General features: G+C 64.6%; 26 protein-coding genes and 1 pseudogene. 13 read left to right on the top strand and 14 right to left on the bottom strand.

The features are described from left to right. Positions 1-109: 109 nt before the first annotated feature. Positions 110-751: a response regulator gene (locus ACTRWB_RS32590; protein WP_446904312.1), complete on the top strand. Its 642-nt coding sequence runs from the start codon at positions 110-112 to the stop codon at positions 749-751. 273 nt (positions 752-1,024) lie between these two features. Here ACTRWB_RS32590 and ACTRWB_RS32585 read toward each other — a convergent pair whose 3' ends face one another. After that, entirely contained in the window at positions 1,025-2,176 is a 1,152-nt protein-coding gene (locus ACTRWB_RS32585) for a right-handed parallel beta-helix repeat-containing protein (protein WP_446904311.1), read from the bottom strand. A gap of 512 nt (positions 2,177-2,688) precedes the next feature. Here ACTRWB_RS32585 and ACTRWB_RS32580 point away from each other — a divergent pair. After that, positions 2,689-2,982, top strand: a complete 294-nt coding sequence (locus ACTRWB_RS32580; protein ID WP_446904376.1) for a LysR family transcriptional regulator — start codon at positions 2,689-2,691, stop codon at positions 2,980-2,982. Here the strand turns inward: ACTRWB_RS32580 and ACTRWB_RS32575 are convergent. The 3 genes and pseudogenes from ACTRWB_RS32575 to ACTRWB_RS32565 form a co-directional block, all read right to left on the bottom strand. Next, a pseudogene (locus ACTRWB_RS32575) lies at positions 2,925-3,118 on the bottom strand (alpha/beta fold hydrolase); the annotation flags it as partial. The gene ACTRWB_RS32580 and the pseudogene ACTRWB_RS32575 sit on opposite strands and share 58 nt — an antisense overlap. A 158-nt stretch (positions 3,119-3,276) precedes the next feature. Further along, positions 3,277-3,651 (bottom strand): gamma-glutamylcyclotransferase family protein, encoded by a 375-nt coding sequence (locus ACTRWB_RS32570; protein ID WP_446904310.1) that lies wholly within the window; start codon positions 3,649-3,651, stop codon positions 3,277-3,279. Between the two features lie 56 nt (positions 3,652-3,707). Next, positions 3,708-4,358 (bottom strand): LysE family translocator, encoded by a 651-nt coding sequence (locus ACTRWB_RS32565; RefSeq protein WP_343494255.1) that lies wholly within the window; start codon positions 4,356-4,358, stop codon positions 3,708-3,710. Between the two features lie 164 nt (positions 4,359-4,522). Here ACTRWB_RS32565 and ACTRWB_RS32560 point away from each other — a divergent pair, with 164 nt between their 5' ends. Together ACTRWB_RS32560 and ACTRWB_RS32555 are read left to right on the top strand one after the other, a co-directional pair. Continuing rightward, positions 4,523-5,443, top strand: a complete 921-nt coding sequence (locus tag ACTRWB_RS32560; protein ID WP_446904309.1) for a LysR substrate-binding domain-containing protein — start codon at positions 4,523-4,525, stop codon at positions 5,441-5,443. Between the two features lie 594 nt (positions 5,444-6,037). Beyond that, positions 6,038-6,310 (top strand): hypothetical protein, encoded by a 273-nt coding sequence (locus ACTRWB_RS32555; protein ID WP_193102945.1) that lies wholly within the window; start codon positions 6,038-6,040, stop codon positions 6,308-6,310. A 333-nt stretch (positions 6,311-6,643) separates the two neighbouring features. On the opposite strand, the gene ACTRWB_RS32550 is transcribed toward ACTRWB_RS32555, so the two are convergent. Together ACTRWB_RS32550 and ACTRWB_RS32545 are read right to left on the bottom strand one after the other, a co-directional pair. Then, entirely contained in the window at positions 6,644-7,480 is an 837-nt protein-coding gene (locus tag ACTRWB_RS32550) for an alpha/beta fold hydrolase (RefSeq protein WP_193102946.1), read from the bottom strand. 253 nt (positions 7,481-7,733) lie between these two features. Beyond that, positions 7,734-8,567: an oxidoreductase gene (locus ACTRWB_RS32545; protein WP_446904308.1), complete on the bottom strand. Its 834-nt coding sequence runs from the start codon at positions 8,565-8,567 to the stop codon at positions 7,734-7,736. Positions 8,568-8,660: 93 nt separating this feature from the next. On the opposite strand from ACTRWB_RS32545, the gene ACTRWB_RS32540 reads away from it, so the two are divergent. Further along, on the top strand, positions 8,661-9,632 hold the full coding sequence (locus ACTRWB_RS32540) for an AraC family transcriptional regulator (RefSeq protein ID WP_193102948.1): 972 nt from the start codon (positions 8,661-8,663) through the stop codon (positions 9,630-9,632). Between the two features lie 39 nt (positions 9,633-9,671). Here ACTRWB_RS32540 and ACTRWB_RS32535 read toward each other — a convergent pair whose 3' ends face one another. From ACTRWB_RS32535 to ACTRWB_RS32525, 3 genes are all read right to left on the bottom strand, one after another. Then, on the bottom strand, positions 9,672-10,340 hold the full coding sequence (locus ACTRWB_RS32535; RefSeq protein ID WP_446904307.1) for an NUDIX hydrolase: 669 nt from the start codon (positions 10,338-10,340) through the stop codon (positions 9,672-9,674). Between the two features lie 285 nt (positions 10,341-10,625). Next, entirely contained in the window at positions 10,626-11,834 is a 1,209-nt protein-coding gene (locus ACTRWB_RS32530; protein WP_446904306.1) for an MFS transporter, read from the bottom strand. Continuing rightward, positions 11,831-12,196, bottom strand: a complete 366-nt coding sequence (locus tag ACTRWB_RS32525) for a RidA family protein (protein ID WP_446904375.1) — start codon at positions 12,194-12,196, stop codon at positions 11,831-11,833. Before ACTRWB_RS32525 ends, ACTRWB_RS32530 begins: the two co-directional genes overlap by 4 nt. A gap of 133 nt (positions 12,197-12,329) precedes the next feature. Between ACTRWB_RS32525 and ACTRWB_RS32520 the strand changes: the two genes are divergently transcribed. From ACTRWB_RS32520 to ACTRWB_RS32505, 4 genes are all read left to right on the top strand, one after another. Then, complete coding sequence (locus tag ACTRWB_RS32520; RefSeq protein ID WP_446904305.1) at positions 12,330-13,148, top strand: TrmB family transcriptional regulator; 819 nt, start codon at positions 12,330-12,332, stop codon at positions 13,146-13,148. 87 nt (positions 13,149-13,235) lie between these two features. After that, positions 13,236-14,096 (top strand): PhzF family phenazine biosynthesis protein, encoded by an 861-nt coding sequence (locus tag ACTRWB_RS32515; protein ID WP_446904304.1) that lies wholly within the window; start codon positions 13,236-13,238, stop codon positions 14,094-14,096. A gap of 63 nt (positions 14,097-14,159) precedes the next feature. Next, on the top strand, positions 14,160-14,837 hold the full coding sequence (locus tag ACTRWB_RS32510; RefSeq protein ID WP_446904303.1) for a hypothetical protein: 678 nt from the start codon (positions 14,160-14,162) through the stop codon (positions 14,835-14,837). 4 nt (positions 14,838-14,841) lie between these two features. Further along, positions 14,842-16,305: a phospholipase D-like domain-containing protein gene (locus ACTRWB_RS32505; RefSeq protein WP_446904302.1), complete on the top strand. Its 1,464-nt coding sequence runs from the start codon at positions 14,842-14,844 to the stop codon at positions 16,303-16,305. A gap of 7 nt (positions 16,306-16,312) precedes the next feature. Here the strand turns inward: ACTRWB_RS32505 and ACTRWB_RS32500 are convergent, their stop codons facing one another. After that, a complete protein-coding gene (locus ACTRWB_RS32500; protein ID WP_446904301.1) occupies positions 16,313-16,969 on the bottom strand; it encodes a c-type cytochrome in 657 nt (218 codons plus the stop codon). Between the two features lie 345 nt (positions 16,970-17,314). On the opposite strand from ACTRWB_RS32500, the gene rbsK reads away from it, so the two are divergent. The 3 genes from rbsK to ACTRWB_RS32485 are packed head-to-tail and all read left to right on the top strand — an operon-like array spanning position 17,315 to position 20,712. Then, positions 17,315-18,241 (top strand): ribokinase, encoded by a 927-nt coding sequence (rbsK, locus tag ACTRWB_RS32495; protein WP_446904300.1) that lies wholly within the window; start codon positions 17,315-17,317, stop codon positions 18,239-18,241. A 42-nt stretch (positions 18,242-18,283) separates the two neighbouring features. Then, positions 18,284-19,657 carry an L-fucose:H+ symporter permease gene (gene fucP, locus ACTRWB_RS32490; RefSeq protein WP_446904299.1) on the top strand — a complete coding sequence of 458 codons (1,374 nt, stop codon included), beginning with the start codon at positions 18,284-18,286 and terminating at the stop codon, positions 19,655-19,657. A gap of 2 nt (positions 19,658-19,659) precedes the next feature. Then, positions 19,660-20,712, top strand: a complete 1,053-nt coding sequence (locus tag ACTRWB_RS32485; protein ID WP_446904298.1) for an aldose 1-epimerase family protein — start codon at positions 19,660-19,662, stop codon at positions 20,710-20,712. Between the two features lie 22 nt (positions 20,713-20,734). Here the strand turns inward: ACTRWB_RS32485 and deoR are convergent, their stop codons facing one another. Further along, positions 20,735-21,505 carry a DNA-binding transcriptional repressor DeoR gene (gene deoR / locus ACTRWB_RS32480; RefSeq protein WP_048249945.1) on the bottom strand — a complete coding sequence of 257 codons (771 nt, stop codon included), beginning with the start codon at positions 21,503-21,505 and terminating at the stop codon, positions 20,735-20,737. Positions 21,506-21,651: 146 nt separating this feature from the next. On the opposite strand from deoR, the gene deoC reads away from it, so the two are divergent. Beyond that, complete coding sequence (gene deoC / locus ACTRWB_RS32475; protein ID WP_446904297.1) at positions 21,652-22,332, top strand: deoxyribose-phosphate aldolase; 681 nt, start codon at positions 21,652-21,654, stop codon at positions 22,330-22,332. 75 nt (positions 22,333-22,407) lie between these two features. On the opposite strand, the gene ACTRWB_RS32470 is transcribed toward deoC, so the two are convergent. The 3 genes from ACTRWB_RS32470 to ACTRWB_RS32460 are packed head-to-tail and all read right to left on the bottom strand — an operon-like array spanning position 22,408 to position 25,403. Continuing rightward, positions 22,408-24,393 carry a sensor histidine kinase gene (locus ACTRWB_RS32470; protein ID WP_446904296.1) on the bottom strand — a complete coding sequence of 662 codons (1,986 nt, stop codon included), beginning with the start codon at positions 24,391-24,393 and terminating at the stop codon, positions 22,408-22,410. Between the two features lie 18 nt (positions 24,394-24,411). Continuing rightward, positions 24,412-25,083: a FlhC family transcriptional regulator gene (locus ACTRWB_RS32465; protein ID WP_446904295.1), complete on the bottom strand. Its 672-nt coding sequence runs from the start codon at positions 25,081-25,083 to the stop codon at positions 24,412-24,414. Beyond that, the gene (locus tag ACTRWB_RS32460) at positions 25,080-25,403 is read right to left on the bottom strand and encodes a flagellar transcriptional regulator FlhD (RefSeq protein WP_129517877.1); all 324 of its coding nucleotides are present in this window, start codon (positions 25,401-25,403) and stop codon (positions 25,080-25,082) included. The genes ACTRWB_RS32465 and ACTRWB_RS32460 overlap by 4 nt, the downstream gene beginning before the upstream one ends. Between the last annotated feature and the right edge of the window lie 169 nt (positions 25,404-25,572).

Raw genomic sequence — 25,572 nt, 5'->3', positions numbered from 1 at the left:
ACCCACGACATGGAAATTGGACTAAAGTCTTAGGACATGGCATCGCAACGAAATCGGGATGCCTGACGACGGTCCCCATCGTAGTTCTCTTAACGCCCGATCCAACCTCGTGAAAATATTGATCGTCGACGACCATCCTGTCTTGCGGGATGGTGTTGCAAAGCTGCTTCAGCTGGGCGGCGACGACACGGTCGTCGTACAAGCAAGCAGCGCCGATGAAGCCATGCGGATGCTCGATCAGCACATCGATCTGGATGCCGTATTGCTGGACCTGACACTGAAAGGGATGGACGGTCAGGCGGCCATCACCGAGTTCGCGAAGATCCGCCCCGCGTTGCCAATCGTCATTTTTTCCGCGTCTGAAAACCCGCAGGACGTGCGGAACGCGTTCGCGCATGGCGCACTGGGTTATGTGACAAAAACGTCCAGTCTGCACACGTTGATGACGGCCATGAAAATGGTGCTGGAAGGAGAACGCTATGTTCCGCCGATCGTTCTGGACGAACTTGTTTCGCGACACGCCGGCATCGTTCGAGCGCAGTCATCGGCACCGATGGACATGCTGCTGACGCAGCGCCAGATCGAAGTACTTCGCTACGTGGCCGCTGGCGTACCCAACAAGGTCATCGCGGACAAGCTGGGCCTCTCGGAAAAAACCGTCAAGGCGCATATCACATCAATCTTCAAGGCACTGAACGTGCTCAATCGCACGCAGGCCGCGGTCGCGGGGCGGAAGGCCGGCCTCATTTGACCTGATCGCCGGCATGGCGCCGCGCACAGTGTCGGGTTCGCGCCCATGGCCTGCCTGCACCCGGAAATCGGCCGAGCTCGGTGTGCAACCTTGCGACAGTACCGAGACCGGCGCACCTGTTATCGACGCGAACACATCGGCGAAGACAAGAGACTGGCAGACGTTCCCAACCGCCCGGAAGCCCGCATACGAGGAACAGGAAACCTGGCTGCCAGTCATGAACACGAGCGACAAGCTCTCTGCTTTTGAACCGGACCATTTCCCGGGTCAGGGTCACTTCGTCTGCATCAGACTCCAGCGCACGGTCGGCAGCGTTGTAGTCAACGCGCCACCCGCCCAGATCGTCGCGGACGTGGAAGCGCCGACCGGCGACACCAGCGCGACTCCGCCCAGCGTGTTACCCGTTGCGACGACCTGGCTCGCGGTGCATCCGCTCTGCAGCAGCGACACTACCGCGCCCGCGATCGATGAGAACACATTGCCGGTGACGCTGAACTGGCAGATATTCCCCTCCGCCTGGAATCCCGAATAACCTGAGTTCGACACTCGGTTGTCTTTCACGTCAACCGACGACACGGTTCCCGGCCACGCGCTCAGTCGAATCGCGGCCAGTTGCGTCGGCTGCAGTCCATTGTTCACGTTCGAGTTCTGGATGTTCGACACGGTGTTGTTGCTGACGACGACGTTCGTCGCGTTATACGTGTTCCAGCTGGCCTCCTGTGCAACCAGGATGCCCGACGCTTTCTGCACGCCGTCGACGGTATTGTCCGAGATCGTCACGGCCTGCCCGCCGACCACCGCGATGCCGCGCCCCCAGTAATTGCCCGACACCGAGTTATGGTCGATCAGCACGTTGCTGCTGATGCGGCCGTCGGCCTGGTAGCTGACGACGGCGATCAGGTCGTCGCCGGTGCCAGTCACGGTATTCCCCTGCACGAGCACGTTGCTCGAACCGTAGGTCGTATGGATGCCGTCGGCCAGCGTCGACCGCACGGTGTTGTTCACGATCGCAACATTGGTGCCACCGTACACGAAGATCCCGGCGCTGGCCCCGCCTTGAATTTTCACATCGAGCACTTGAACGCCCGTGCCCGTCACCTCGACTTTGGTCGACTCGCGCGTCACGAGCCGTGTCGTGCCCGTGCCGATCAACGTCACGCCGACGAGTGTCGAACCGCTGCCACTCATCACGATGGTCTGGTCGCCCGGATTCGTGGCGACCAGCGTTGCACCATAGCCCGATATCACGACGTCCACCTTCGCGACCGTCAACGACCGGCTTACGGAATAACTTCCCGGCGCCAGCACCAGGCGCTGACCCGGCTGCAACGCATCGAACGCTGCCTGCAACGCGTCGGTCTGATCGCCGCCGTTCGCCGTTGGCGCGACGGTCACGACCGGAAGCATCTGCGATTTGCGCGACATGTGTGCTTGCCACGCGCCTCCCGACGTGAAGGCAACGGACGGCGACGAGACGAGAGATGCAGTGCAAATCACGAAGACAGCTACATTAGAAACGAATACGTTGAATGACTTATCCATGGTTCCCCTCGCATGCGCGTTCGCCCGTCACGGCCTGATGACGGCTGCGGAGCGTTCGTGCAACGAGATCGTCCGAAGAGTGGCATACCCGCCGGATGATCTGCACTACGAAATTAAATTGCTCCACCGATACGATGGGGCAACGGCAACCGAGCATCGGCACGTAGCCGCGCTTGATACCCGGCCGCCTGTTCGCGCGTCGGCGCACATGCATATCCCCTGTATGAAAAGCTCAATCCGACGGCGCCGGCACTGCGTGATCGGACTCGAACCAATCAACCCGAACTGCAATCCTGAGCGTGGTCGGGCGTCGGCTTTCAACCGAACTTGCCGAATCTTTCCCGGTGCTCATCAAACAGTCTATTTCGTGCACATCATTCGTAAATACGACATAGATCGCGCGACGTCGTAAGACCGCGCGCACCGGCTCGTTTACGCTTGCCGCCGACGAACCGAGCCTGACACAAAGCGCGGTCAGAAAGCATGTCATGACGCTCGAGGCCTGCTTCGGCCGGAAGCTGTTCGTCCGGCGCGGTCCCAGAATGATTGTGACAATGGAAGCGCACATCTGCGCGTCGGACCTCAGGCGCGGTTTCCTGCAGATCGAGGAAGCGTGCATGCGCCGACACCGTTACGCCTGCACGACAGTCAGCAGGTCGGCGTTGACCGTCAGCATGCCGTGCCAATAATCCGCGTGCCGTTCTTCGGCAGCTTGACCGACTTCAGCGTGGCGTCCGCGATCGGCACGATCCGGTCGTCTTCGCCGTGCAGCACGAGCGTCGGGACGGTGATCGACTTCAGATCGTCGGCCTGATCCGTTTCCGTCAAGTGCCATGCGCCGACGGGCAACAACGAATGCGGCGGCGAGTGGGACCCGCCGCCCTGCCTCTCGACGACTCCGTGATTCCGCGGCTACGTCATGTTTCTGCGCAACGACTGACGGGCGAAAACCCGGCAACAGCGATCCCGCCCGCGAACCGGCTTCAGTCCGGGCGCGGCGAACTGGCGTCCACGTACACCCATGCCGCGACGCCCGACTCGAGCACGACGCGATCGCGACGATACGCGTCGACTTCGTAGTCGTCCGCGTGCTGGAGCTCTTCGCGCGTGATCGCGAACACGGTGCCCGTGACGCGGTCGCCGGATTGGCCGGTATAGGCCACCACGGGATGATGCGTCTTCCCGCTCGTCGCGACCACCTCGGGGTCGTCGATCTTCAGCATCGTCATCGCGTAACCGGGCATCGCGTCCTCATGACCGTCGAGCTTGCGGCCGAACGTTGCGAGCTGCACCTGTTCGAGTTGCAGCGTGCCATAGGAAAAAAGGTGTTCGGAGAAAGTCTGGTCGGTGCTGGACATGATGAGCTCGATAGGAAGATCAGGGCAAACGAAGCGTAACGCAAATCGCCGGCTCGCTACGCCCCACCCGAGATCGCACCGCCGAGCCCGGCAAGCGCGATCACGAGCAACGCGCCCGCCGACGACGCGGTGATCCAGCGCTGCTTCCGATGGATCAGCGGATGGTTGATCGCGGCCATGTAGCCGGTCAGGATCGTGAAATCGACCGCGATCCACAACGCGGCGAGGATGGCCAGGCTCACGCGCGAATCCGGCGTGATGCCGACGAACTGCGGAAAGAACGCGACGAAGAACAGCAGGTCCTTCGGGTTCGCGATGCCGACCAGAAAACCGCGCACGACGCCGGGCAAACGCCGCACCCGCGCTACCGGTTCGCGTTGCGCATCGCCATCGCCGGCGCGTGTGCGGCCCGCGCGCCATTCGCCAAGCAGCGTCCGGATTGCCAGCACCGCGATGAACACGCAGCCGAGCACATGCAACCCCTTGAGCAGGCGATCGCTGACGAGCACGACGCCGAACACCATCAGCATCGCTCCCGCGATCATCACGAGGCTCGCGGCATTCGCGCCCACCGCGGTCAGCACGCCCTGGCGGAAGCCACGCCGCGCAACCGTGCCGACCACGAGCATGACGACCGGGCCGGGCGTCGCGATCAGCAACACGATCGCGGCAAGATAGGCGAACAGCAGCGGGTAGTGGAGTGACATGACAAAAAGTTGTTTGATGGTTTGACGCACCGGCTCGTCGCGATGGCATCATGGACGCCCCGTGCGGTAAATTTCGCGGTTTTTCGTAGTATCGCGCGCCCATTCGCCGCTGAAAAACGGAAAATCCTGTCGCACGACATGAGTTTTATTCACACTAAAAACCCATGAAGGCCAAACCGCTTCCTCCCGTCTATGCGTTGCGCGCGTTCGAAAGCGCCGCGCGCACCGGCTCGTTTACGCTGGCCGCCGACGAACTGAGCCTGACGCAAAGCGCGGTCAGCAAACACGTCCGGACGCTCGAGGCCTACTTCGGCCGAAAGCTGTTCGTCCGGCGCGGCCCGAGAATGACCGTGACGGCGGAAGCGCACATCTTCGCGTCGGGCCTCAGGCGCGGTTTCCGGCAGATCGAGGAAGCGTGCATGCTGTTCCGGTCGCAACGCGACGTGCTGCGGCTCAAGGCGCCCTCCACGCTCACCATGCGCTGGCTGCTCGACGCGCTCGCCGCCTTTCGCGAGACGCGGCCCTCGTTCGAGGTGCAGATCGCGAGCGTGTGGATGGATGTCGATACCGTCGATTTTTTCAGCGAATCCTACGATTGCGCGATCCTGCTCGGCGCAGGCAGGTTCGGCGAGGACACGCACAGCGTGAAGCTGTTCGACGAATGGCTGATTCCGGTGTGCTCGCGCGCAACCGCGACAGTCGCACGCGCGAATCCGGCCGCGTGCGAACTGATCCACCCGTCGCCCGATCGCCGCGACTGGCGCCGCTGGCTCAAGGCGAGCGGCCACGACCTGGAGGTGGACATCACGCGCGGGCAGGTGTTCGACATGCTCGAACAGGGCATCGCGGCGGCCATAGCGGGCCACGGCATTTCGATCGGCGACCTGGCGCTGTGCGCCAAGGCCATCGATGAAAAGCAACTGGTGTTGCCGTTCAAGACGGCCGTCAGCACCGGTGACGCGTACTACCTCGTCTGGCCGGAAGACTCCGGCAAGGCTGCGCAAGTGCGCGAACTGCATGCGTTCCTGGAAAGCCGGATGCCGCGGCTGACGTATCCGGGCGTCCGCTTCAACGGGTTGGGCTGAAACGTGCGGCTTTGGCGGTGAATCCGGCAGTCGTTCGATCGATGCCGCCGGGCGGCGCTTGACGTTCGCGACCGATGAGGCAACGCCGAATGACGTCGGGGACGCCCGGGTGCACGGCAAGACATGGAATCCGGCCGGTACTGCTGCACTTGATCGTCAACATTTCTGGCGCCAATCCCGTGCGCCTGGCCTGCCAGTTCACAACACGATCAACTATCGAATCAATAGTCATTGCCGATTATTCAATTTCCGACAGCAATCAATAAATAAAAACAGCATCACGGAAAATTTACAGGAAAAATTCATACGGGAATTATCGCATTGAATTACCGATAAATAATTTTGATTGGAATCCACCGATTCCGATCAATAGTATGCGTTGTGCTCCGCAGCATCGCGATTCGAAATAGACAAGATGACGGAGCGCATAAAATATTTTTTCAAACATTAATTAGTTGTGAGTTTCGGCATGGCCAGGCCATCGCGGACTTCTCGATATTTGAGAATCAGCGATCTAGAAAAGCAGACATGTAGTCCCGGGCATGATCATGCGACACAAACCCGCATTACTCCATTCATTACCCTAGGAAAAACATGAAAAAGATTGCGACTGTGCTTTTTTCAGCTCTGATGTTCGCCTCCTCGTACGCTTCTGCGCAGGCACTTTGCAAGGCCGGCAAGATCGACAAGATCGAAACCGACGCCACCGGCAACCTGCTGGTGACCATTGGTGACGGCTCCTATTTATTCGGCGCCAAGGAAGTGTACCCTCTGATTTACTCGGCATATTCCGAAAATAGAAATTTGTTTATCTACGGCAATAATTGCGCGAATGGCTCACCGGCCACTCGCTTCGCCATTCGATAATCATAAAATCACCTGGAAACTATCGGTATTTGACGATAGGGGTTGGATTTACGTTTTTCGATCCAGCCCAATTGTTTGTAGCAGCTCAAAAGCGGAGTGCCATGACACACTCACACCCGCAACGCAGCATTTCTTTCGATTGATAAAGTCGGCGGCATGAATGTGATCGGCACGAAGTGCTGGAAGTCATGCGCCGGCTGCGAGATGCCGCAACCGGTCCGGCCGTCATCGCGCCCGGCGGTCCGTGGCAATCAACGCGGTGAGTACGGATGGATACGGCAGGTGATCCGGCCGCCGTTCCCAACGGCGCTGCCGGATCGCCTGCCGACACCGTTACGCCTGCACGAAAGCCAGTAGGTCGGCGTTGAGGACGTCAGCGTTGACCGTCAGCATGCCGTGCGAATACCCCGGATACGTTTTGAGCGTGCCGTTCTTCAGCAGCTTGATCGACTTCAGCGCGGCGTCCGCGATCGGCACGATCTGGTCGTCTTCGCCATGCAGCACGAGCGTCGGGACGGTGATCGACTTCAGATCGTCGGTCTGGTCCGTTTCCGAAAAGGCCTTGATGCCTTCGTAATGCGCTTTGGCGCTGCCCTCCATCCCCTGCCGCCACCAGTTCCGGATGACGCCCTGATGCACCGTCGCGCCGGCCCGGTTGAAACCGTAGAAGGGGCCGCTCGGCACGTCGAGGAAGAACTGCGCGCGATTGTCGGCAAGCGCTTTCCGGAAGCCGTCGAACACCTCGATCGGCAAGCCTTCGGGGTTCGATTCGGTTTTCAGCATCAACGGCGGCACCGCGCTGACCAGCACCGCCTTCGCGACGCGCCCGGCCGGCTGGCCGTGCTTCGCGACATAGCGGGCCACTTCGCCGCCGCCGGTCGAATGACCGATATGCACCGCATTGCGCAGGTCGAGGGCCTCGACGACCGCGAACGCGTCCGCTGCGTAATGATCCATGTCATGGCCGTCCGAGACCTGCGCCGACCGGCCGTGGCCGCGCCGGTCGTGCGCGATCACGCGATAGCCCTTCTGTACGAAGAAAAGCATCTGCGCATCCCAGTCGTCGGAAGACAACGGCCAGCCATGATGGAAGACGATGGGCTGTGCGTCCTTCGGGCCCCAGTCCTTGTAGAAGATCTCGACGTTATCCTGCGTAGTGACGTATGGCATCGCGATTGACTCCGGTGAGGTGGACGAACACGGCGTACGGCCGGGAGCCATTATCGGACATTATTGTGAAGCCACGATGCAGCAGCGTGCAGCGATTGCCGCCCCTCCTCTGATGGGAAATGAACACCCGGGATGCGAGCGATGTCGGTGCGCGGACAAGAGGCACACCAAGCCTGACGGACTGTCGGTCAAGCCGTTTTCTTGCCCTGCCGCATCGCACCAACAACTCCCGCCCCCCCCGCCCGGTCGATGATCAACCATCCGTCGACACCGTCACGGCCTCCCACGCACGGATTTCCTCTTCCAGCGCCGCCAGTTTGTTCCGCACGAGCCGCAGCGCATCGCTGCCGAGCAGCAGGTGCGCGGGCGGATGTTCCGCCGCGATCGCCGCGAGCATCGCGCGCGCGGCCTTCGCGGGATCGCCCAGCTGCTTGCCGCTCTTCTCCTCGCGTGCCTTGCGGATCGGATCGAAGATCGCGTCGTAGTCGACGATCGTGCGTGGCGTGCGCGCCATCGAGCGGCCGGCCCAGTCGGTGCGGAACGAACCGGGCGCCACGGCCGTCACGGCAATGCCGAACGGCTCGAGCTCCTGGCGGAGGGTGTCGGAAATGCCTTCCAGCGCGAATTTGCTACCGCAGTAATAAGCGATTCCCGGCATCGTGATGTGGCCGCCCATCGACGTGATGTTCAGGATGCGGCCGCGCCGGCGCACGCGCATGAACGGCACGACGGCCTTCATCATCGCGACCGCGCCGAATACGTTCACGTCGAACTGACGGCGCATCTCCGCGAGCGGCGCTTCTTCCATGACGCCTTCGTGACCGTAACCGGCGTTGTTCACCAGCACGTCGACGGGCCCGACGTTCGCCTCGATTTCCGCGACCACGCCGTCGATGCGCTCGAAGTCGGTCACGTCGAGCACGCGCGCGACAGCCGCCTGCGCGGACAGCGATTCGAAATCCTGCGCCGCCTGCGCGGTTCTCACGGTACCGACCACCGTGTGGCCTGCCGCCAGCGCCTCCTGGGCGAGCGCGCGGCCGAAACCGCTGCTGACGCCGGTGATGAGCATGATGTTGCCGGATGCCATTTCGCTTCTCCCGAATGTCGATTGAAGCATGCATGCTAGTCTGACGAACAATATCGAATAAGCCCGATTCCGCTGATTTTCTTGCACAAAACTATGAGCGCCGCACTTACCTCCACCCAGCCTCCGTCGCTGTCGCCGCGCAACCGGAAGCGCCTGGTCACGCTGCTGCGCGCGCTGGCGCCCGACGAAGGCTACAACCTGACGGCGCTGCCGAGCGTCCGCATCCTGCGCTCGAACCGCGCGCTGTCGCGCACGCCGGTTCTGTACGACCCCGGCATCGTGATCGTCTGCCAAGGGTGCAAGCGCGGCTACTTCGGCGGCGAGCGCTATCTGTACGACGAGCACCACTATCTGGCGGTGTCCGTGCCCGTGCCGTTCAGCATGGAAACCGACGCGACACCCGAGCGCCCGCTTCTCGCGCTGTACCTGCACCTCGATTTCACGATGGCCGCCGAACTCGCGGCGCAGATCGACCGCGAGGGTGTGGCGGAACACGTGCAGGCGCCGAGGAGCATGATGTCGACGCCGATGGATGAAGCGATGCACGCATCGGTGCTGCGTTTCGTCGAGGCGATGCAGCGGCCGCTCGAAGCCGCGGTGCTCGGCCCGGCGTTGCTACGTGAGCTGTATTTCCGCGTGCTGACCGGCGCGCAGGGCAGCGCGATGCGCAGCGCGCTGGCGATGCGCGGGCAGTTCGGCCGGATCGGCCGGTCACTGCGCGTGATCCATGCCGATTACGCGCAGCCGCTCGACGTGCCGCAACTGGCCGACGAAGCCGGCATGAGCGTGCCGAGCTTTCACAGCCACTTCAAGGCGATCACGCAGGTGTCGCCGATGCAGTACCTGAAGTCGACGCGCCTGCATCAGGCGCGGCTGCTGATGGTGCGCCAGGACCTGACGGCGGAAGCGGCCGGCTACGCGGTCGGTTACACGAGCCCGTCACAGTTCAGCCGGGAATTCAAGCGTCTGTTCGGCTTGACGCCGGCGAAGGAGACGCAGCGCATGCGCGAGAGCTTCGCAATTCCGGAGGCATTCGAGGATGCGGTTTTTGTGTCGTCGCATTGAGAGGCGCGTGACCCGGGCCGCGACCTGTGCCGCACGCTGTCATCGCGCGGCATCGAGAACCAGACCCGCAAGCGACTTCAGGATGACCGCAGTCACGCCCCAGATGTCCTGCGTCTGATCGGCCCAGTACCAGGCGCCGGCGCGTTCGCCTTCACTGTATTGCCGCGGCAGAGCGGGATTCAGCAGCGTGGCGAACGGAAACTCGAAGATCGCCTCGACTTCGGCCGGGGACGCTTCCCATTCGGCCGTTTCCGGCACGATGCCGATCACCGGAAAAATGGCGTGATTGCGCTTTCGGGTTTTATGAATCGGCAGGCACCCGACCACCCGGATCGCGCCGGGCTCGAGGCGAATTTCCTCGAACGCTTCGCGCAGTGCAGTCGCGCCGATATTGCCGTCGGATTCCGCCGGACGCCCACCGGGGAAACTCACATGCGACGAATATTCGCTGAGTCCCGACGAACGCTTGGTGAGCAGGATCGTCGGCTCGCGCCGCGCGACGATCGCCACCAGGACAGCCGAGAATTTCCACTGTCGGTCGTCGTCCACAAGATATTGCTTCGCCGTGGGCCAATCCGTTTCGGCAGGGATCCGGAAGCCTTCCACGCCGCGTACGATCGTATCCAGAACGGCCTGCGGCGAACCGGCATCCGACTGTCCACTCGCAAGCAAGCCACCGGTATTCGGGACGCTTCTGCCGGATTCCATGTCTTCCTCCTGACGCCTGCACCGTCGAGCGCTCCGGACGACACCGAACCCGATACGGGTTGCCGTGGCACGGCGTCGTTGTTGCGAATTCGGGTGTAGCCGTGTTCGCATGCGATCGAAAATGGCGAGAGCGCGAAAACGACAGTCTGCTCCAACGCAAAAAAATCCGTCAGCGTCGCGGAAATTTTAATTCGCGTGCCGGATCGCCATCGACAAATCGGAGACACCTGATAACGCATGAGAAATGAAATTCCGATCGAATACGAGAGCGCATCTCATGCGCATTCAACCGGCGGACGTCGGCTCACCCGACGCATCCACGCGCGCGGGTGCGGGTCCGACTAACCCGGCCGCCGTGATCGCAACAGCCGTGACGATCATCATCGCGCCCCACCCGACCCGCTCGTTGAGCATCCCCGCGGCCACAGCGCCGACGGCGCCGGCCGCGTAATAGAGCGTGAGATAGGCGGCACTCAACGCACCGGCCCGCGCCGGTTGAATCGCGACGACACGTGACTGGTTCGCAACCTGAGCAGCAAAACAACCTGCGTCGAATGTCGCCAACCCGACGCCCATCCACCCGGGACTTCCGAGCGCAACGCCAAGCAGCAACGCCGAAAGCGCCGCCACGACGAGCCCGCAACGGATGACGGCACGATCGCCGAATCGGTCGGTGAATTTTCCGGCGACACGCGTGACGCCAAGGCCAAGCACGCCGACGAGACTGTACGCGCCGATCGCCGCCGCACTCATGCCATAGGGCGGCTCGGCCAGACGGATCGCCAGCCCCACCCATACCAGATTGAACGCGAAGAACCACAGCATGCCGGCGCAAGTACGGCGTCTCAATTGAACGCTGTCGCGCAGCAGACGCGGAATGGCAACGATCATGGTCGCATAGCCGGGCGGCCGCCCCTGCGGTCGGCCGCCCGGCATAAGCGATGCACCGCCAACGGCAGCCAGCGCAACGCATCCGGCCAGCGCAAGCAACGCGCCGCGCCACCCGCACCATTGCGACAACACGCCACCGACGAAGCGACTCAGCAGGATGCCGGCAGAAATGCCCGCGGATACGACGCCCATCGCCGCGCCACGTCGGTGCGGCTCCGCGTGTTTTCCGACGACGGTGCTGCACTGCGCCGCGACCGTCGTCGCCGCACCGACCAGGAACAAGGCGATGGCAAGCGTGAGCGGCCCGGACGACCACGACGCGCATGCAAGCAATAACGCGAGCATGCCCATTTGCGCCGAAACAAGCGTGCGCGGACTGAATCGGTCAGCCAGCGGGACCAGCAGTGCAAGGCCGACCAGATAACCGAGCATCGTCACGGAAGCGAGGGCCGTCATCCGCGATGCGGGCACGCCGAAGTCGCTCGCGATGACCGACAGCGACGGCTGCAGCGCATAACCGTTGGCGATCGCCACGCCCGCCGCCAGCGCAAGCGCCGCGATCGCGGCGCGGGACAGATACGGGCTCTGGCCGGCGACCGTCATGCTCCGGTCCTGACCGCGATCGCCTCGACTTCGACCAGGATCTCCGGATCGACGAAGGGAAGCGCATGCACCAGCGAAAACGCCGGCCGGATATCTCCGTAGATCTCTCCATGCGCACGGGCCGCAGCCTCCCAATTGTCGAAGTCCGCGACCACGAGGCGGCTCTGGACCACGTCGGACAACGAGAATCCGCTGCCCTCCAGAACTTTCTCGATCGTCGCCAGCGCATCGCGTGTCTGCGCGTACACGTCGTCTCCTTTGCCGGCCGTCCCCGAGATGTAGATGGTGTTGTCGACGACGACTGCACGCGAGTAGCCAACCTTGGGCTCCCACGGGGAGCCGGTGCTGATCCTTTGACGCATCGTGAAGATCCCTTCGATAAGGTTCATGGACACAACCTACTACTTGGGTAGTAAGTGTAGGCGATTGTATACTACTGCGGTAGTTAATCAAGGAATCCCATGCAGGTCGCCGTGGGAGCCGGAGCCCATACACATGAACGAAAACGCGGAGCTGATCACGTCGTTGATCCGGCTTGGATTTACCCAGTACGAGGCGCAGGCATACGCGGCCCTCGTTGGACAAGCCGCGCTGACAGGCGCGGAAGTCGGCCGGCGCGCCGGCATGCCGCCATCGAAAATCTACGAAACCTTGACTCGCCTGGAAGCGCGCGGCGCGGTGCTCATCAACCGGTCGGAGCCTGTTCGTTATGCCGCCGTGCCTCACCGGTCGCTGCTGGAAGAACTGCGTACGCGCTTCAACGCGGATCTGGAGCTGGCCGCCGGCGCGCTCGATCGGCTGCCGGTACAGCAGGAGCCCGGGCTGGTCTGGTCGTTGAGCGGGCGGGCGGCGATCACCAGCGCCTTCGCGCGCGTCATCGTCAATGCGAAAACGCAGATTTTCGCGGGCCTCTGGGACGAAGAGATCGACGACCTGGGGCCGCTGCTCGAAGCCGCAGCGGCAAGGGGCGTCGACACGCACGTGGCGATCTACGGCAACCGCACGCTCAGCGGGCCGCGTCACTACGACATGGCCAAATGCGGCGCCAGCGCGAGGCTCCGGCTTTCCGGACGCCGGCTCGCCGTTGCGGTGGCGGACGACACGGAGGCGGTGGTGGCGGAATTCGGCGACCATTCGCCCGATCAGGCAACCCTGACGACCAATCCGGTCATTGCGCTGCTCGCGGTCGAATACATCAAGGCGGACGTCAGCGGGCGCGTGTTGATCGACGCACTGAGTCCGGCGGAATACAAGAAAGTCCTGAAGCATCCCGACATGCAGGCAATGCTCGCGCCGCCCGACGGGAAGGGCTGACCCGCGCGACGCCGCATGGCTGCCGGTGCACGCAGCCCGCCACCATGCCACCCTGTCCGACAATCGTCACCCCCACGCGAGATTCCAATGACCCCGTATGCCTACCGCCTGCTGAATGTATTCGCCGAATCGACGTTTGGCGGCAACCCGCTTTGCGTGTTCGAAGACGCGCGCGGCATGGACGACGCGACCATGCAGGCGCTCGCCGTGCAGTTCAATCTGTCCGAAACGACCTTCGTGTTGCCGTCGGAGCGCGCGCATGCACGGGTCCGCATCTTCACGCCGGGGTATGAAATGGCCTTTGCAGGCCATCCGACGCTCGGCACCGCGCATGTCGTGCGCGACCTGCTGAATGCCGGCGACGCGCTCGCGCTCGAATTCAAGGCCGGAGTGGTCGACGTCAATGCACACGACGACGTGTGGACGTTCATCGCACCGCATGCAGGCATGCCGAAAACGGCACCCTGCGAGTTGTCCGATGCCCAAACGGCGGCACTGCTGGGGCTGACGAAAGACGATCTGCTCGCGCCGCCGATCTGGGTCGATACCGGCGCCGATCAACTGCTGATCGCGCTCAAGGACCCCGCGGCCGTGCGGCGCGCGCGACCCGACAGCGCACACCTCGACATCTGGCCGCAAAGCAGTCTCGGCCGTAAAACGGCGTATGTGTTCGCGTTCGACGCCGAGCGCCCGGGGACGGTGGTGTCCCGCTACTTCTTCGTGAAGCAAGGCGCCGGCATTTCGGAGGACCCGGGCACCGGGTCGGCCTGCGCGAATCTCGGCGGCTGGCTGCTTGCGGGCAACCACGCGCTGCCTGCCGCCTTTCAGGTCGAACAGGGCGAAGCCGTTGGCCGGCCTTGTCTGCTGCGGCTGTCGGTCAGCGCCAACGGAAAAATCGGTGTCGGGGGGCGCGTGATCGAACTCGGACGCGGCGTCGTCAACGTGTAGATGCCGCGCACGCCATCGCGTTTGTTATGCTGCGCGCATCGCCTGCCCGAGCCGATCGCCGACATGAACGACCCCGCCTCCGACCTCGCCCGCACGCTGCGCGCATCCTGCGACGCCTGCTTCGGCACGGCCGCCGTCTGGCCGCTCGTCGAGCGCGCGTATCGCGAGCCGCAGCGCTTCTACCACACGCTCGCGCACCTGGCCGAACTGTTCGCGCATCTCGCGCCGTTCCGCGCCGATCCGCTATGGCCGGCCATCGAACTCGCCGTATGGGCGCACGATTTCGTCTACGCGACGACGCTGCCGGACTACGCGGACAACGAAGCGCGCAGCGCGCAATGGCTCGTGCAGGTCACAAACGAGCGCTGCAGCGAAACCTGGTTGCATGCGCACGCATCACATGTGTCCGTTGCACACGATCTCGTGCTCGCGACGAAATCGCACCGGTTGCCCGATACGTTCGCATCCGATCCGGACTTGCAGCGTGCCGGGTGGATTTTTCTCGACGCGGATCTCGCGATCCTTGCCGCCGCGCCCGACCGGCTGCGCGAGTACGACCGCGCGATCGCGCGGGAGTGGGCGCAGGATCCCGATGCGCCGTCGGCGGCGTTCCGCGCGGGCCGCAAGCAGGCGCTCGAACATCTGCGCGGGCAGCATCCGCTGTTTCGATCGGCGGAGTTCGCGCCGCTCACGCCGCTCGCGCAACGCAATCTCGACATGCTGATCGACGCGTACGCATAAGCGCATGCGAACCCGTGCAACAGCCGGCGCGAAACACATCGAACCCGTTCACCGCATCATGACCGCTGCAAGAAGAAGCCTGACGCTCATCCCGGCATGTTTGCTTGCCTTTTCCCTGCACGGCCACGCGCAATGCGTCGACCTGATCGCCAATCTCGACGACGGCCAACTGATGCAGTCGCGGATCGCGCTGGTCGACCATGCCACGCCCGCCGAGCAGATCCGCGTCCTCGCGTACATCTTCGAGATCGATCAGACCGGCGGCCAGATGCTGCATCATCTGGTCGCCGCCGCACGCCGCGGCGTGCCCGTCAAGCTGCTGATCGACGGCATCGGCCCCGAGCCGCACTTCCCCTTCGAGGACGAGCTCATCGTCGCCCTGCACGAGGTGGCGCCCGGCATCGAACTGCGGATCTTCCATCCGCGATCGCATCTCGTCGAGCTTGCGCATCGCATGCACGACAAGCTGTTCCTGGTTGGCGACACGGCCGTGATCGGCAGTACCTCGATCTGGGATCCGAGCTTCCGCAACTGGCTCAGTGAACGCGACCTGATGGTGGCGGGCGACGCCAGCCAGAACGCCTCTGCGCTGCACGCCATGCGCCAGCATTTCGACCTGTTCTGGAACAGCTCGGCAGCGGTTCGCCCCGAGCCGGAAAAATTCCTCGACATCGCCAGCCCCTATCGCGCCTCGCAGGGTTACGCGACGCTGGACCCGGCGCGCATCCGCTATTGGCGCGAACAGCTGCTGGCGCCGCTCGACGGTGCAGCGCTGACGGCGGACCCGGCCGCCGCCGATACGGCTGACGGTCCCGGCGCTCCGCCCGCTTCGGGCGCGGATTTCGACCCGGGCTGGACGCCGATCGCCTGCGATCGCTTGCGATATGTCCACGACTGGCCCGACAAGCGCTCGCCGGGCACGCTGCAGGACATGCTCCACGAGTTCGAGACGGCGCAGCACGAGATCCTGATCGTCACCCCCTACCTGATCCTGGTGCCGGAACTGCGCGCGACACTTGAACGCAAGCGGCGCGAAGGCGTCCGCGTGACCGTCGTGAGCGCGTCGCTGGCGAGCACCACGCAGGAATTCCCTGCGGTCGGCCGCGCCTATGCCGACGATTTGGCCGGCCTGGTGAATGCAGGGATCGAGGTGCGCGAGTATGACGACGGGAAAAACCGCATGATGCACGCCAAGCTGATTCTCATCGACGGCCATCGCTATTATCTCGGCAGCTTCAATTTCGACCCGTTGTCGGCCCGCTCCAATACCGAAAACGGCCTGTGGATGGATATCCCCGACGACGGGATCGATCCCCTGCGGGACAGCGTGGCGTACTACCTGCGCAACTCACGCCCGGTGAGCGATGCCAATCACCGCCTGGCGGCGGATACCGTTGCGCGCTGCCGGGCCGCCGGCTGCGGTGGCGCCTGGCGCTGGGTCACGATGCTGATCAGGGATTACCTCTGAGCGCCAATCATTGCTTGAGGGACGCGACGTATGCAGAAACCTGCGCGATCTCGTCATTGCTCAGCAGCGGCACGATCAGGCTCATCAGCTTGCCCTTGCCGCCGCGCGCGCCGCTCTTCCACGCATGCAGTTGCTCGTTCACGTAGGACTCGTGCTGCCCCGTGATACGCGGGAAATCCGGCGGGATGCCGCCGCCGGCCTCGCGGTGACAGGATATGCAGGCGGGCGCGCCACCTGCGCCGCCGTGCGTATAGATCGCCTTCCCCGCGTCCACCAGTTCCCGATGCTGGCTCTCGCCCTGCGTGGGCTTTTGCGCGCTGTAGTAGTCGCCCAGCGCTCTCATGTCCTCGTCGCTGAGATCCTCGACCATCGCCTGCATGACCGCGCTATGGCGAAGCGGTGTGATGCCCGGCCCGCCCTTGAACTGCGTGAGCTGTTTGTACAGATATTGCGGATACTGTCCCGCGAGTCGCGGATAAATGTCGGCGCTGCTGTTTCCGTCGATGCCATGGCACGCCGCGCAACGGGTCGTCGTGAGCTCGTGCACGCGCGCTGCCGGATCGGCGGCGTGCGCGACGACGCATGCCGCGCCGACCGACGCGGCCACCACGGCTCGAACCAGCGCTCGCGCGGCGCGGCCGCGCCCCACTCGGATTTCCTTCATCGTCGTCCCCTCTGATTGGCCAGATCGAGGGTATGCGCGTGCGCGGTCGAAGTCCTTGACGGCTGATCGCGTCGTTTACCAAAGCGTCCGGTTTTTTCGCGAGAGGCGTCGCGGGGCGAAACCCCGCTCGACGACGGCAAACCGGCCGGGATCCATCGCCTCGGCCGGCCGGCAGCCCACACCACTATCCGGGCAAGATCCGCGCCCCCAATTCCCTCCTCATTCCGTGACTTGAAAAACATCCGATGATTGCATTTTTACATTCAATGTGATTTTATTATCACTTGTTGCAAGCCGCCGCCGACCACGCGTGCGGCCGCACCCCATACCAAGGAAGAGACGCAGATGGAGACAATCGCCGTCATCGGCAGCAACATGGTCGACCTCGTGACCTATGTCGAGCGCATGCCCACCCGGGGCGAAACCCTCGAAGCGCCGAACTTCGAGCTCGGCTGCGGCGGCAAGGGCGCGAACCAGGCGGTCGCGGCCGCGCGCCTCGGCGCGCGCGTCGTGATGGTCACGAAGGTCGGCGACGACGTGTTCGCCGACAACACGATCCGCAACTTCGAGCGCGAAGGCATCGACACCACACATGTGCGCAAGGTCGCCGGCGTGCCGAGCGGCGTCGCGCCGATCTTCGTCGAACCCGATTCGAGCAACAGCATCCTGATCGTCAAGGGCGCGAACCGCCACCTGACGCCGGCCGACATCGACGCGGCCGCGCCGACGCTCGCCGAATGCGCGCTGATCGTGCTGCAGCTCGAGATCGAACTCGACACCGTCTATCACGCGATCGCGTTCGGCGCGCGGCATGGCATCCCCGTGCTGCTGAACCCCGCACCCGCGGTGGCCGACCTCGATTTCGAGCGCATCCGCTCGGTCGAATTCTTCGTGCCGAACGAAACCGAGCTGGCGATCGTGTCGGGCATGCCGGTCGATTCGCACGACACCGCGGCACGCGCCGCCGAAGCGCTGGTCGCGCGCGGGCTGAAGCACGTGCTCGTCACGCTCGGCGACAAGGGCTCGCTGCTCGCGTCGCGCGATGGCGTGCGGCACGTGCCGGGCGTGCCGGTCGACGCACGCGACACGACAGGCGCCGGCGATGCGTATATCGGCTGCTTCGCGCGCTGCTACGCCGCGTCGCGCGATGCCGTCGACGCGATGCGCTACGCGTCCGCGTATGCCGCGCATTCGGTCACCGGCCTCGGCACGCAGAAGTCGTACGCCGACACCGTGACGTTCGAACGCTTCCTCCGCGACGCCGGCCTCTGAACGGCGCCTTGATCGACGAGACAACCCGGGAAGGAGACACCCGTGAGCCGAACCAGAATCGAACACACACCCGACGGCTATTACCTGAACCGCACGCCGCTTTTCGCGTTCACGCTGCTGTGCTGCCTGTTCGCGCTGTGGGGCACCGCCGCGAACCTGAATGACGTGCTGATCGCGCAGTTCAAGAAATCGTTCTTCCTGTCCGACTTCGAGTCGGCGTTCGTGCAGTCCGCGTTCTATCTCGGCTACTTCTTCCTCGCGATTCCGGCCGCGACCGTCGTGAAGAAGTTCAGCTACAAGACGACGATCCTGGTCGGCCTGCTGCTCTACACGACCGGCTGCCTGCTGTTCTTCCCGGCCGCGTCGATGGCGAAGTACGGGATGTTCCTCGTCGCGCTGTTCGTGATCGCCGCGGGCCTGTCGTTCCTCGAAACGGCGTCGAACTCGTATTCGACGCTGATGGGCCCGCGCGACACCAGCACGCGGCGGCTGAACATCTCGCAGACGTTTTATCCGTTCGGTGCGATGGCCGGTGTATACATGGGCAGCTTCCTGATCTTCAAGGAAGGCGACGCGTCGCATGCGCAGCTCGCGGCGATGTCGGCAGCCGACGCGCACGTGCATCAGCTCGCGATGATCCAGGCCACGCTCGAGCCGTACAAGTGGCTGATCGTCGTGCTCGTCGCGGTGTTCATCGTGTTCGCGCTCACGCCGTATCCGGCCTGCAAGGGCAACGGGCCGGGCGCGGCCACGCACCGGATCGACGCGCGCGGCACGCTCGCGCGGCTGTTCGGCAACCGGCGCTTCGTCGCGGGCGTCGTCGCGCAATTCCTGTATGTCGGTGCGCAAGTCGGCGTATGGAGCTTCACGATCCGGCTCGCGATGCAGATCGGCGGCCTCACCGAGCGCGGCGCATCGCACTACCTGCTCGCAACCTTCTTCGCGTTCTTCGTCGGCAAGCTGATCGCGACGCTCGTGATGAAGCGCGTCGGGCCGGCCAAGGTGCTGATCGTCTACGGCATCCTGTGCATCGCGCTGCTCGCGTACACGATCAGCGTGCACAACATCACCGCCGTCTATGCGGCCGTGTGCGTGAGCGTATTCCTCGGCCCGTGCTGGCCGACGATCTACGGCCTCACGATCGACGGCCTCGGCAAGGACACCGAATACGGCGGCTCGATCCTCGTGATGAGCATCGTCGGCGGCGCGGTCGTGCCGCTGATCCAGGGGCTGATCTCCGACCATACGGGCGGCAACATGCAGCTCGCGTTCGTCGTGCCGCTCGTGTGCTTCGTCGTGATCGTCTACTACGGCTTCTACTGCCTGCGTCACCAGGCAGCCGCGATACCCGATACGGCGGCCGACGGCAACGGCCGCGCGCGCTACACCGCGACGCGCAACACGTCGGGAGCGTAAGCATGCGAGGCGAGATCGAACTGCGGCGCGACGACTTCCGCGAAGCACCGCGCACGCTGTATCGCACCGACGGCGTCACGGTCACCGCGTTCGCGTATCCGTCCGGCGTCGAGGCGCTGAAGCTCGAGAATCGCCGCGGCCACCTCGTCGTGCTGCCCTATCTCGGCCAGATGATCTGGGCCGCCGCATTCGACGGTCGCGACCTGACGATGAAACACCTGTTCCGGCAGCCGAAGCGCACGGCATCGATCATCGATACCTACGGCTGCTTCATGTTCCACAGCGGGCTGCTGCGCAACGGTTGCCCGGGGCCCGGCGACACGCACGCGCTGCACGGCGAGATGCCGTGCGCGCCGATGGACCGCGCGAGCCTGGTCGTCGGCGCGGATGCACATGGCGCGACGGTCGAAGTGACCGGCGAATACGAATACGTGCAGGGTTTCGGCAGCCAATACGTCGCGCGTCCGTCGGTGCGGCTCGCCGAGCACGACGCGCAGATGACGATCACGATGGACGTGAAGAATCTCGGCGGCGCGCCGATGGACCTGATGTACATGGCGCACCTGAACTACGCGTACGTGCCGGGCGGCCGGTTCGTGCAGTCGCTGTCGCGCGGCGGGGTGCGGCTGCGTGACAGCGTGCCCGCGCACGTGAAGCCGACCGCCGCGTGGCGCGACTACACGGCCACGCTCGCGCGCGAACCGGAACGGCTCGCGACACTCGATACGCCCGCGCTGTACGACCCCGAGATCGTGTTCTTCATGAACGGCGTGGAAGCGGACGCACACGGCGTCGCGCATTTTCGGCTCGCGCATCCGGACGGCGGCGCATTCCATACCGCCTACCGCCCCGAACAGTTCCCGCACGCGACGCGCTGGATCCTGCACAACGCGGACCAGCAGGTCGCCGCGTTCGCGCTGCCGTCGACCTGCGAGCCGGAAGGTTACGAAGCCGAACGCCGCAAGGGCCATGTCGCGTCGCTCGCGCCGGGCGCGACGCGCCGCTTCGAAGTCGTCACCGGCTATCTGAGCGCGGCGGAAGCACGCGATGCATAACGCGATGCGCGGCCGCGTTGCGTCAGGTCACGAGCGCGATCCCGTGTTCGCGGATCGTCGTTTCGTAGCGGCGGCTCAGTTGCCCGTCGGAGATCACGTAGTTGAAGTCGGTCAGTTCGGCAAAATAGGCCGCGCGCACTTCGTCGAACTTCGTGTGGTCGACCAGCAGGAAGCGGTTCTGCGCGCGCGCCATCACCTTCTTCTTCGCGTCGACTTCGTGGAAGTTGAAGCACGTAACGCCGCAGCGGTCGCTCACGCCGGCCGCCGAGATGAACGCCTTCGACACGCGCACCGAGTCGAGGATGCCCGTTTCGGCGACCGATTCGAACACCATGTTCTGGCGGTGATACGCGCCGCCGCACAGGATTACGTTGCAATGCGGCTTCTGCTGCAGCTTCGCAAACACGTTCAGCGCGTTGCAGACGGCCGTGAATTCGAGGTCGTCCGGAATGAAATCGACGATGAACGGCGTGGTCGAGCCGCAGTCGACGAAGATCGTGTCGCCGGTGGTCACGAACTGCGCGGCAAGCTTGCCGATGCGGCGTTTTTCCTCGGTCTGCCGGTTGTTCTCGGCGCTGATCAGGTATTCGCCGATGTCGCTGCGCTGCGCGGCGAAATGGCGCGTCACGTAACCGCCGATCAGGCTGAGGCCATGCGGGTTGTCCGCGAGATCGCGGCGGATCGTCATCTCGGACACGCCGAACAGCTCGGCCACTTCCCTCAGATGAATCGCGTTCTGCCCTTGCAGCACGTTCATCAGCGTCTTGATTCGTTCGCCCTTCTTCGTTTCCATGCCTGTATCCTGCGTACCCGTCGCACCTGCCGCTTGTCGTGCCGGGCGTGCGGAGCCGGCCGGAATGTCGTATTTGTCACAAACCGATGTGAAAACATCAACTTTCCGTGTGCCTTTCCGGCATTCGATCCGTGGAGTCCTGAAACATGCCGCTTTCCAACGCCCAGCTCGCTCAAACCATCGATCACACGCTGCTCGCGCCCGACGCGAGCGACGCGCAGATCCGCGAACTCTGCCGCCAGGCGGCCGGGCATCGCTTCTATTCGGTCTGCGTGAATTCGGCGAACGTGCCGCTCGCCGCGCGCGAGCTGACCGGCACCGGCGTGCTCGTGTGCGCGGTGGTCGGCTTTCCGCTCGGCGCCGGGCTGTCGGCCGCGAAGGCATTCGAGGCGTCGGCCGCGATCGCGGCGGGCGCCGGCGAGATCGACATGGTGATCAACCTCGGCGCGCTGAAAAGCGGCCGCGCCGACGACGTGAAGGCCGACATCGAAGCCGTGCACCACGCGTGCGGCTCGGTGCCGCTCAAGGTGATCCTCGAGACGGGGCTGCTGAGCGACGACGAGAAGGTGCGCGTGTGCGAGATGTGCCGCGATCTCGGCGTCGCGTTCGTGAAGACGTCGACCGGGTTCGGCCACGGCGGCGCGACGCTCGCGGATGTCGCGCTGATGCGCCGCACGGTCGGCCCGGATCTCGGCGTGAAGGCATCCGGCGGCGTGCGCGACCGCGCGGCCGCGCTCGCAATGCTCGAAGCCGGCGCGACGCGGCTCGGCACGAGTTCGGGAGTGGCGATCGTCACCGACCAGGGCAGCAACGACGCGGGGTACTGACAACGCGGTGCCGGAAACCCGGCTGCGCGATCCCACCGACATCCGGCGCTTCCCGGCTGGCAGGGAAGCGCCGCGTCACTCGCGCGCGGCCTCGGCCTCCATCGAATGCATGGTCTCCGCCGGACCGCACACGCCCGCCGCCGGCAACGTCACCGTCACCGTCGTACCCTGCCACGCAACGCTGTGCACGCGGATCTCGCCGCGATGGCGCTCCACGACCGCCTTGGCAAACGCCATCCCGAGCCCGACGCCCTTTGCGTCGGGTTGCCCTTTCAGGCGAAAGCGCCGGTAGCGCTCGAACAGTCTCGCCTGATCCTCGGCCGCGATCCCGTAACCGTGATCGCGGATCACGCAGCGCACCGACGCGCGATCCTCGGCCAGCTCGACGCTGCACTCGATGCGCGTATGCGATGCGCTGTATTCGACGGCGTTCCCCAGCAACTTGACCAGCGCGCGCGACAGCAGCACCGGATCGCCGTGGACGAGCGCGTCGTCGCAATACGGCACGTCGTCGACGTCGATCTCCTTTTCGCTCGCGCGCGACCAGACTTCGTCCCGCGCCTGATTCATCAGGTCCGAGACATTGACGAGCTCCGGTGCGTACTCGCCAGCCTCGGCCCGCGACACTTGCGCGAAGCCGTCCGCCATCGCCAGCGTATGACGCGTCAGCCTGCCGATCTCGTGAAGGCGTTCGCGTAACGTGCAGTCGAGCGGGCACGCTGCCGGCGCGCCCACGAGCACGACGACCGACGTGAGCGGCGCACGCATGTCGTGCGAGAACAGCGTCAGCATGTCGTTGCGCTGCCGCTCGAGCACCTCGCGGCGGACGTACGCGCCGCGCAGCCGGTCCAGCGCGTCGTTCAACCGCGCGATCTCCGGACCCGTGCCCGGCACCGCGACGATCGGCGATACGTCGCCCTGGCTCAGCGCGACGATGCCCCGGCTCAACGCGTCGAGCGGTTTCGACAGCGTCCGCTGCGTGCCGCGCACAAGCAGGAACAGTATCGCGATGCAGCACGCCGCTTCGGCGGCGGACAAGGCCATCCTGAAACGAGCCGCATCGCGCAGCTCGACCGCGCGCGCCCGCGTGACGTCAATCACACGATCGCGCAGTTGTTCCGCCGGTCGGAGGTCGCGCATGATCCGCTGCGTGAAGTCCTCGGCATTCATCGCATAGCTGCCCGTCCGGCCGGCGCGGATCGTCGCCGAGACAAGCGGCAGGAGGCTGCCCTCCATCGTATCGTTCAGCCGTGCGAAGTCGTTCGCGAGCGTTGCGTCGGCGAGCTGCGGCGGGATCGCGCCGGCAATCAGCGCACGCAGCTGCACGATGCGCCCGCGCATCTGGAGAATGCGCGCGATCCGCTCGTCGTCGAGCGGCGCATTCCGCATCAGCGATGCGACGAACAGCGAGCCGAGACGCCCGGTGTATTCGCGCAGGTCGCCGAGCAGGTGCGCGAGCATCAGCGCGTTCGCCGTATCGGGGTGGCGCATCGCGGTGCCCGCCATCACGTCGTGCGCCAGGGTCGCGAGATCGTCGGCGGCCGCGAACATCCGGTCCTGCGCGGACTGTACTTGCCACACCATGCGCGCGTCCGGCGGCTGCGCGGCGAGCGTGTCGACCTCCTGCCGCGCGCCGGCCAGCTCGGCGCGGATCGCTTCGATCGCATGCAGCGCGATCCCGCGTTCGGGCGCGTCGAGCACGCTCGCCTGCGCGAGATGCGTTCGAAGCGCGTCGAGCGCCTGGTCGGAGCGCACCCGTGCGGCGTTCACGGCCGTCACGTCGGCCGCCGCGTCGCGCCGCCGATGCGCGAGCAGCGCATTGGCCGGCCAGCGTTCGGCCGAGATCAGGTTCAACGCGATCATCGCGCGCTCGACCTGTTCGAAGTCGCGCAGGTCGAGGCTCCCCTGCCGGTACTGCCGGTAGCTTTCCCAGACGTTCGTCCCGCACGCCACCGCCGTCAGCGCCACCACAAGCGCGAAGCCGGCACGCATCCGCTGCCGGATCGAAAAACCGCCGGGGGTCATGATGCCGGCCCGGTTCGCAACGAACGTGCGACGCACGCGGCCTCGTCCGCTCCGCTAACCGGCATCGCGTTCTCCCCGCCAACCGCCCGCCCCGCACCCGCGCGTCGCGACCGTGCCGCCCTTGCAGCGGGATATGATCGTCGCGCGCGCGTCCTGCCGCGTCGCGCAGGGCGCGACGGGGTCGACACGCGGCGGCGCGTCGACCGCACGCTTGCCGGCGCGTGCCGGCAGCCGGCACGCAACACAGACCGTATGGCGCCGCAACGCGTAGCGATACGTGACGAACGACGCGCCGCAACGCGCGCATGGCGCGAGGTCGAGCACGCCGCCGTCGATGAAGCGCACGAGCATCCAGGCCCGCGTCAAGTCGAGCGGCAGCGCAATGTCGGCCGCACCACCGTGCTCGGCGTATAGCGTGTAGCTCTTGACGAGTGCCTCGAGCCGGGAGCAGCCCGCGTCGTTGCGCAGGAAACGATAGATGCCATGGAACAGCGATGCGTGAAGATTCGCGAGCCACGTCATGTACCAGTCCGTCGACGACGGCAGCATCCCTTTCGGCGCCGCGACACCGCGCACCTCCCGGTAAAGACGCGCGAGACGGTCGTACGGCAGCGCGCACTCGATTTCCAGCATCTGGAGCCGCGCGCCGAGCCGGATCAGCGCCACCGCCTGCATCGTGCGTTGCGCATCGTCCACGAGGTCGTGCCGCCTGACAGGATCGTTCATGATGCGGCCTCGTCGGGTAGCGCGAGACCCGCCAGCGCCAGCGCGGTATGGAGACGCACGATGTCGACCGGCGGTGTCGCACGGGTCAGCGCCGATATCACGCCGTGCCGGCTCGGCCGCAACGCGCAGATGAGCTGTCCCGCCGACGCGAGATCGTTCATGTGCTTCACCGACAACGCCGCCAGCGCGGCGGCGACGTCGGCGCTCACACCCAGACGGAACATGCCGATCGCGCGATCCGACTGCAACAGCCGCTGCGCCAGGCACAGATACGACATGTTCAATTCCCACATTGCGTCACTGTCGTTGACAAGCTTCATCGTTCACCTCGATTAATGCACGGCCAGGGTCAATGAGTCGTCGTCAAAATGCGTGCCGATAAAATTCTTATTACGGATCGTTATGTTCTTCTGGCAGTACGAAATATCGAAACCGGACATTCCAGAACGATTCACAGCGCGCGCATGCATGGGGCTGCGATTCAATTCT

The organism is Burkholderia sp. YIM B11467 (assembly GCF_052952715.1).
The sequence above is the reverse complement of the archived record's forward strand: the minus strand, read 5'-3'. Positions and strand labels throughout refer to the sequence as shown.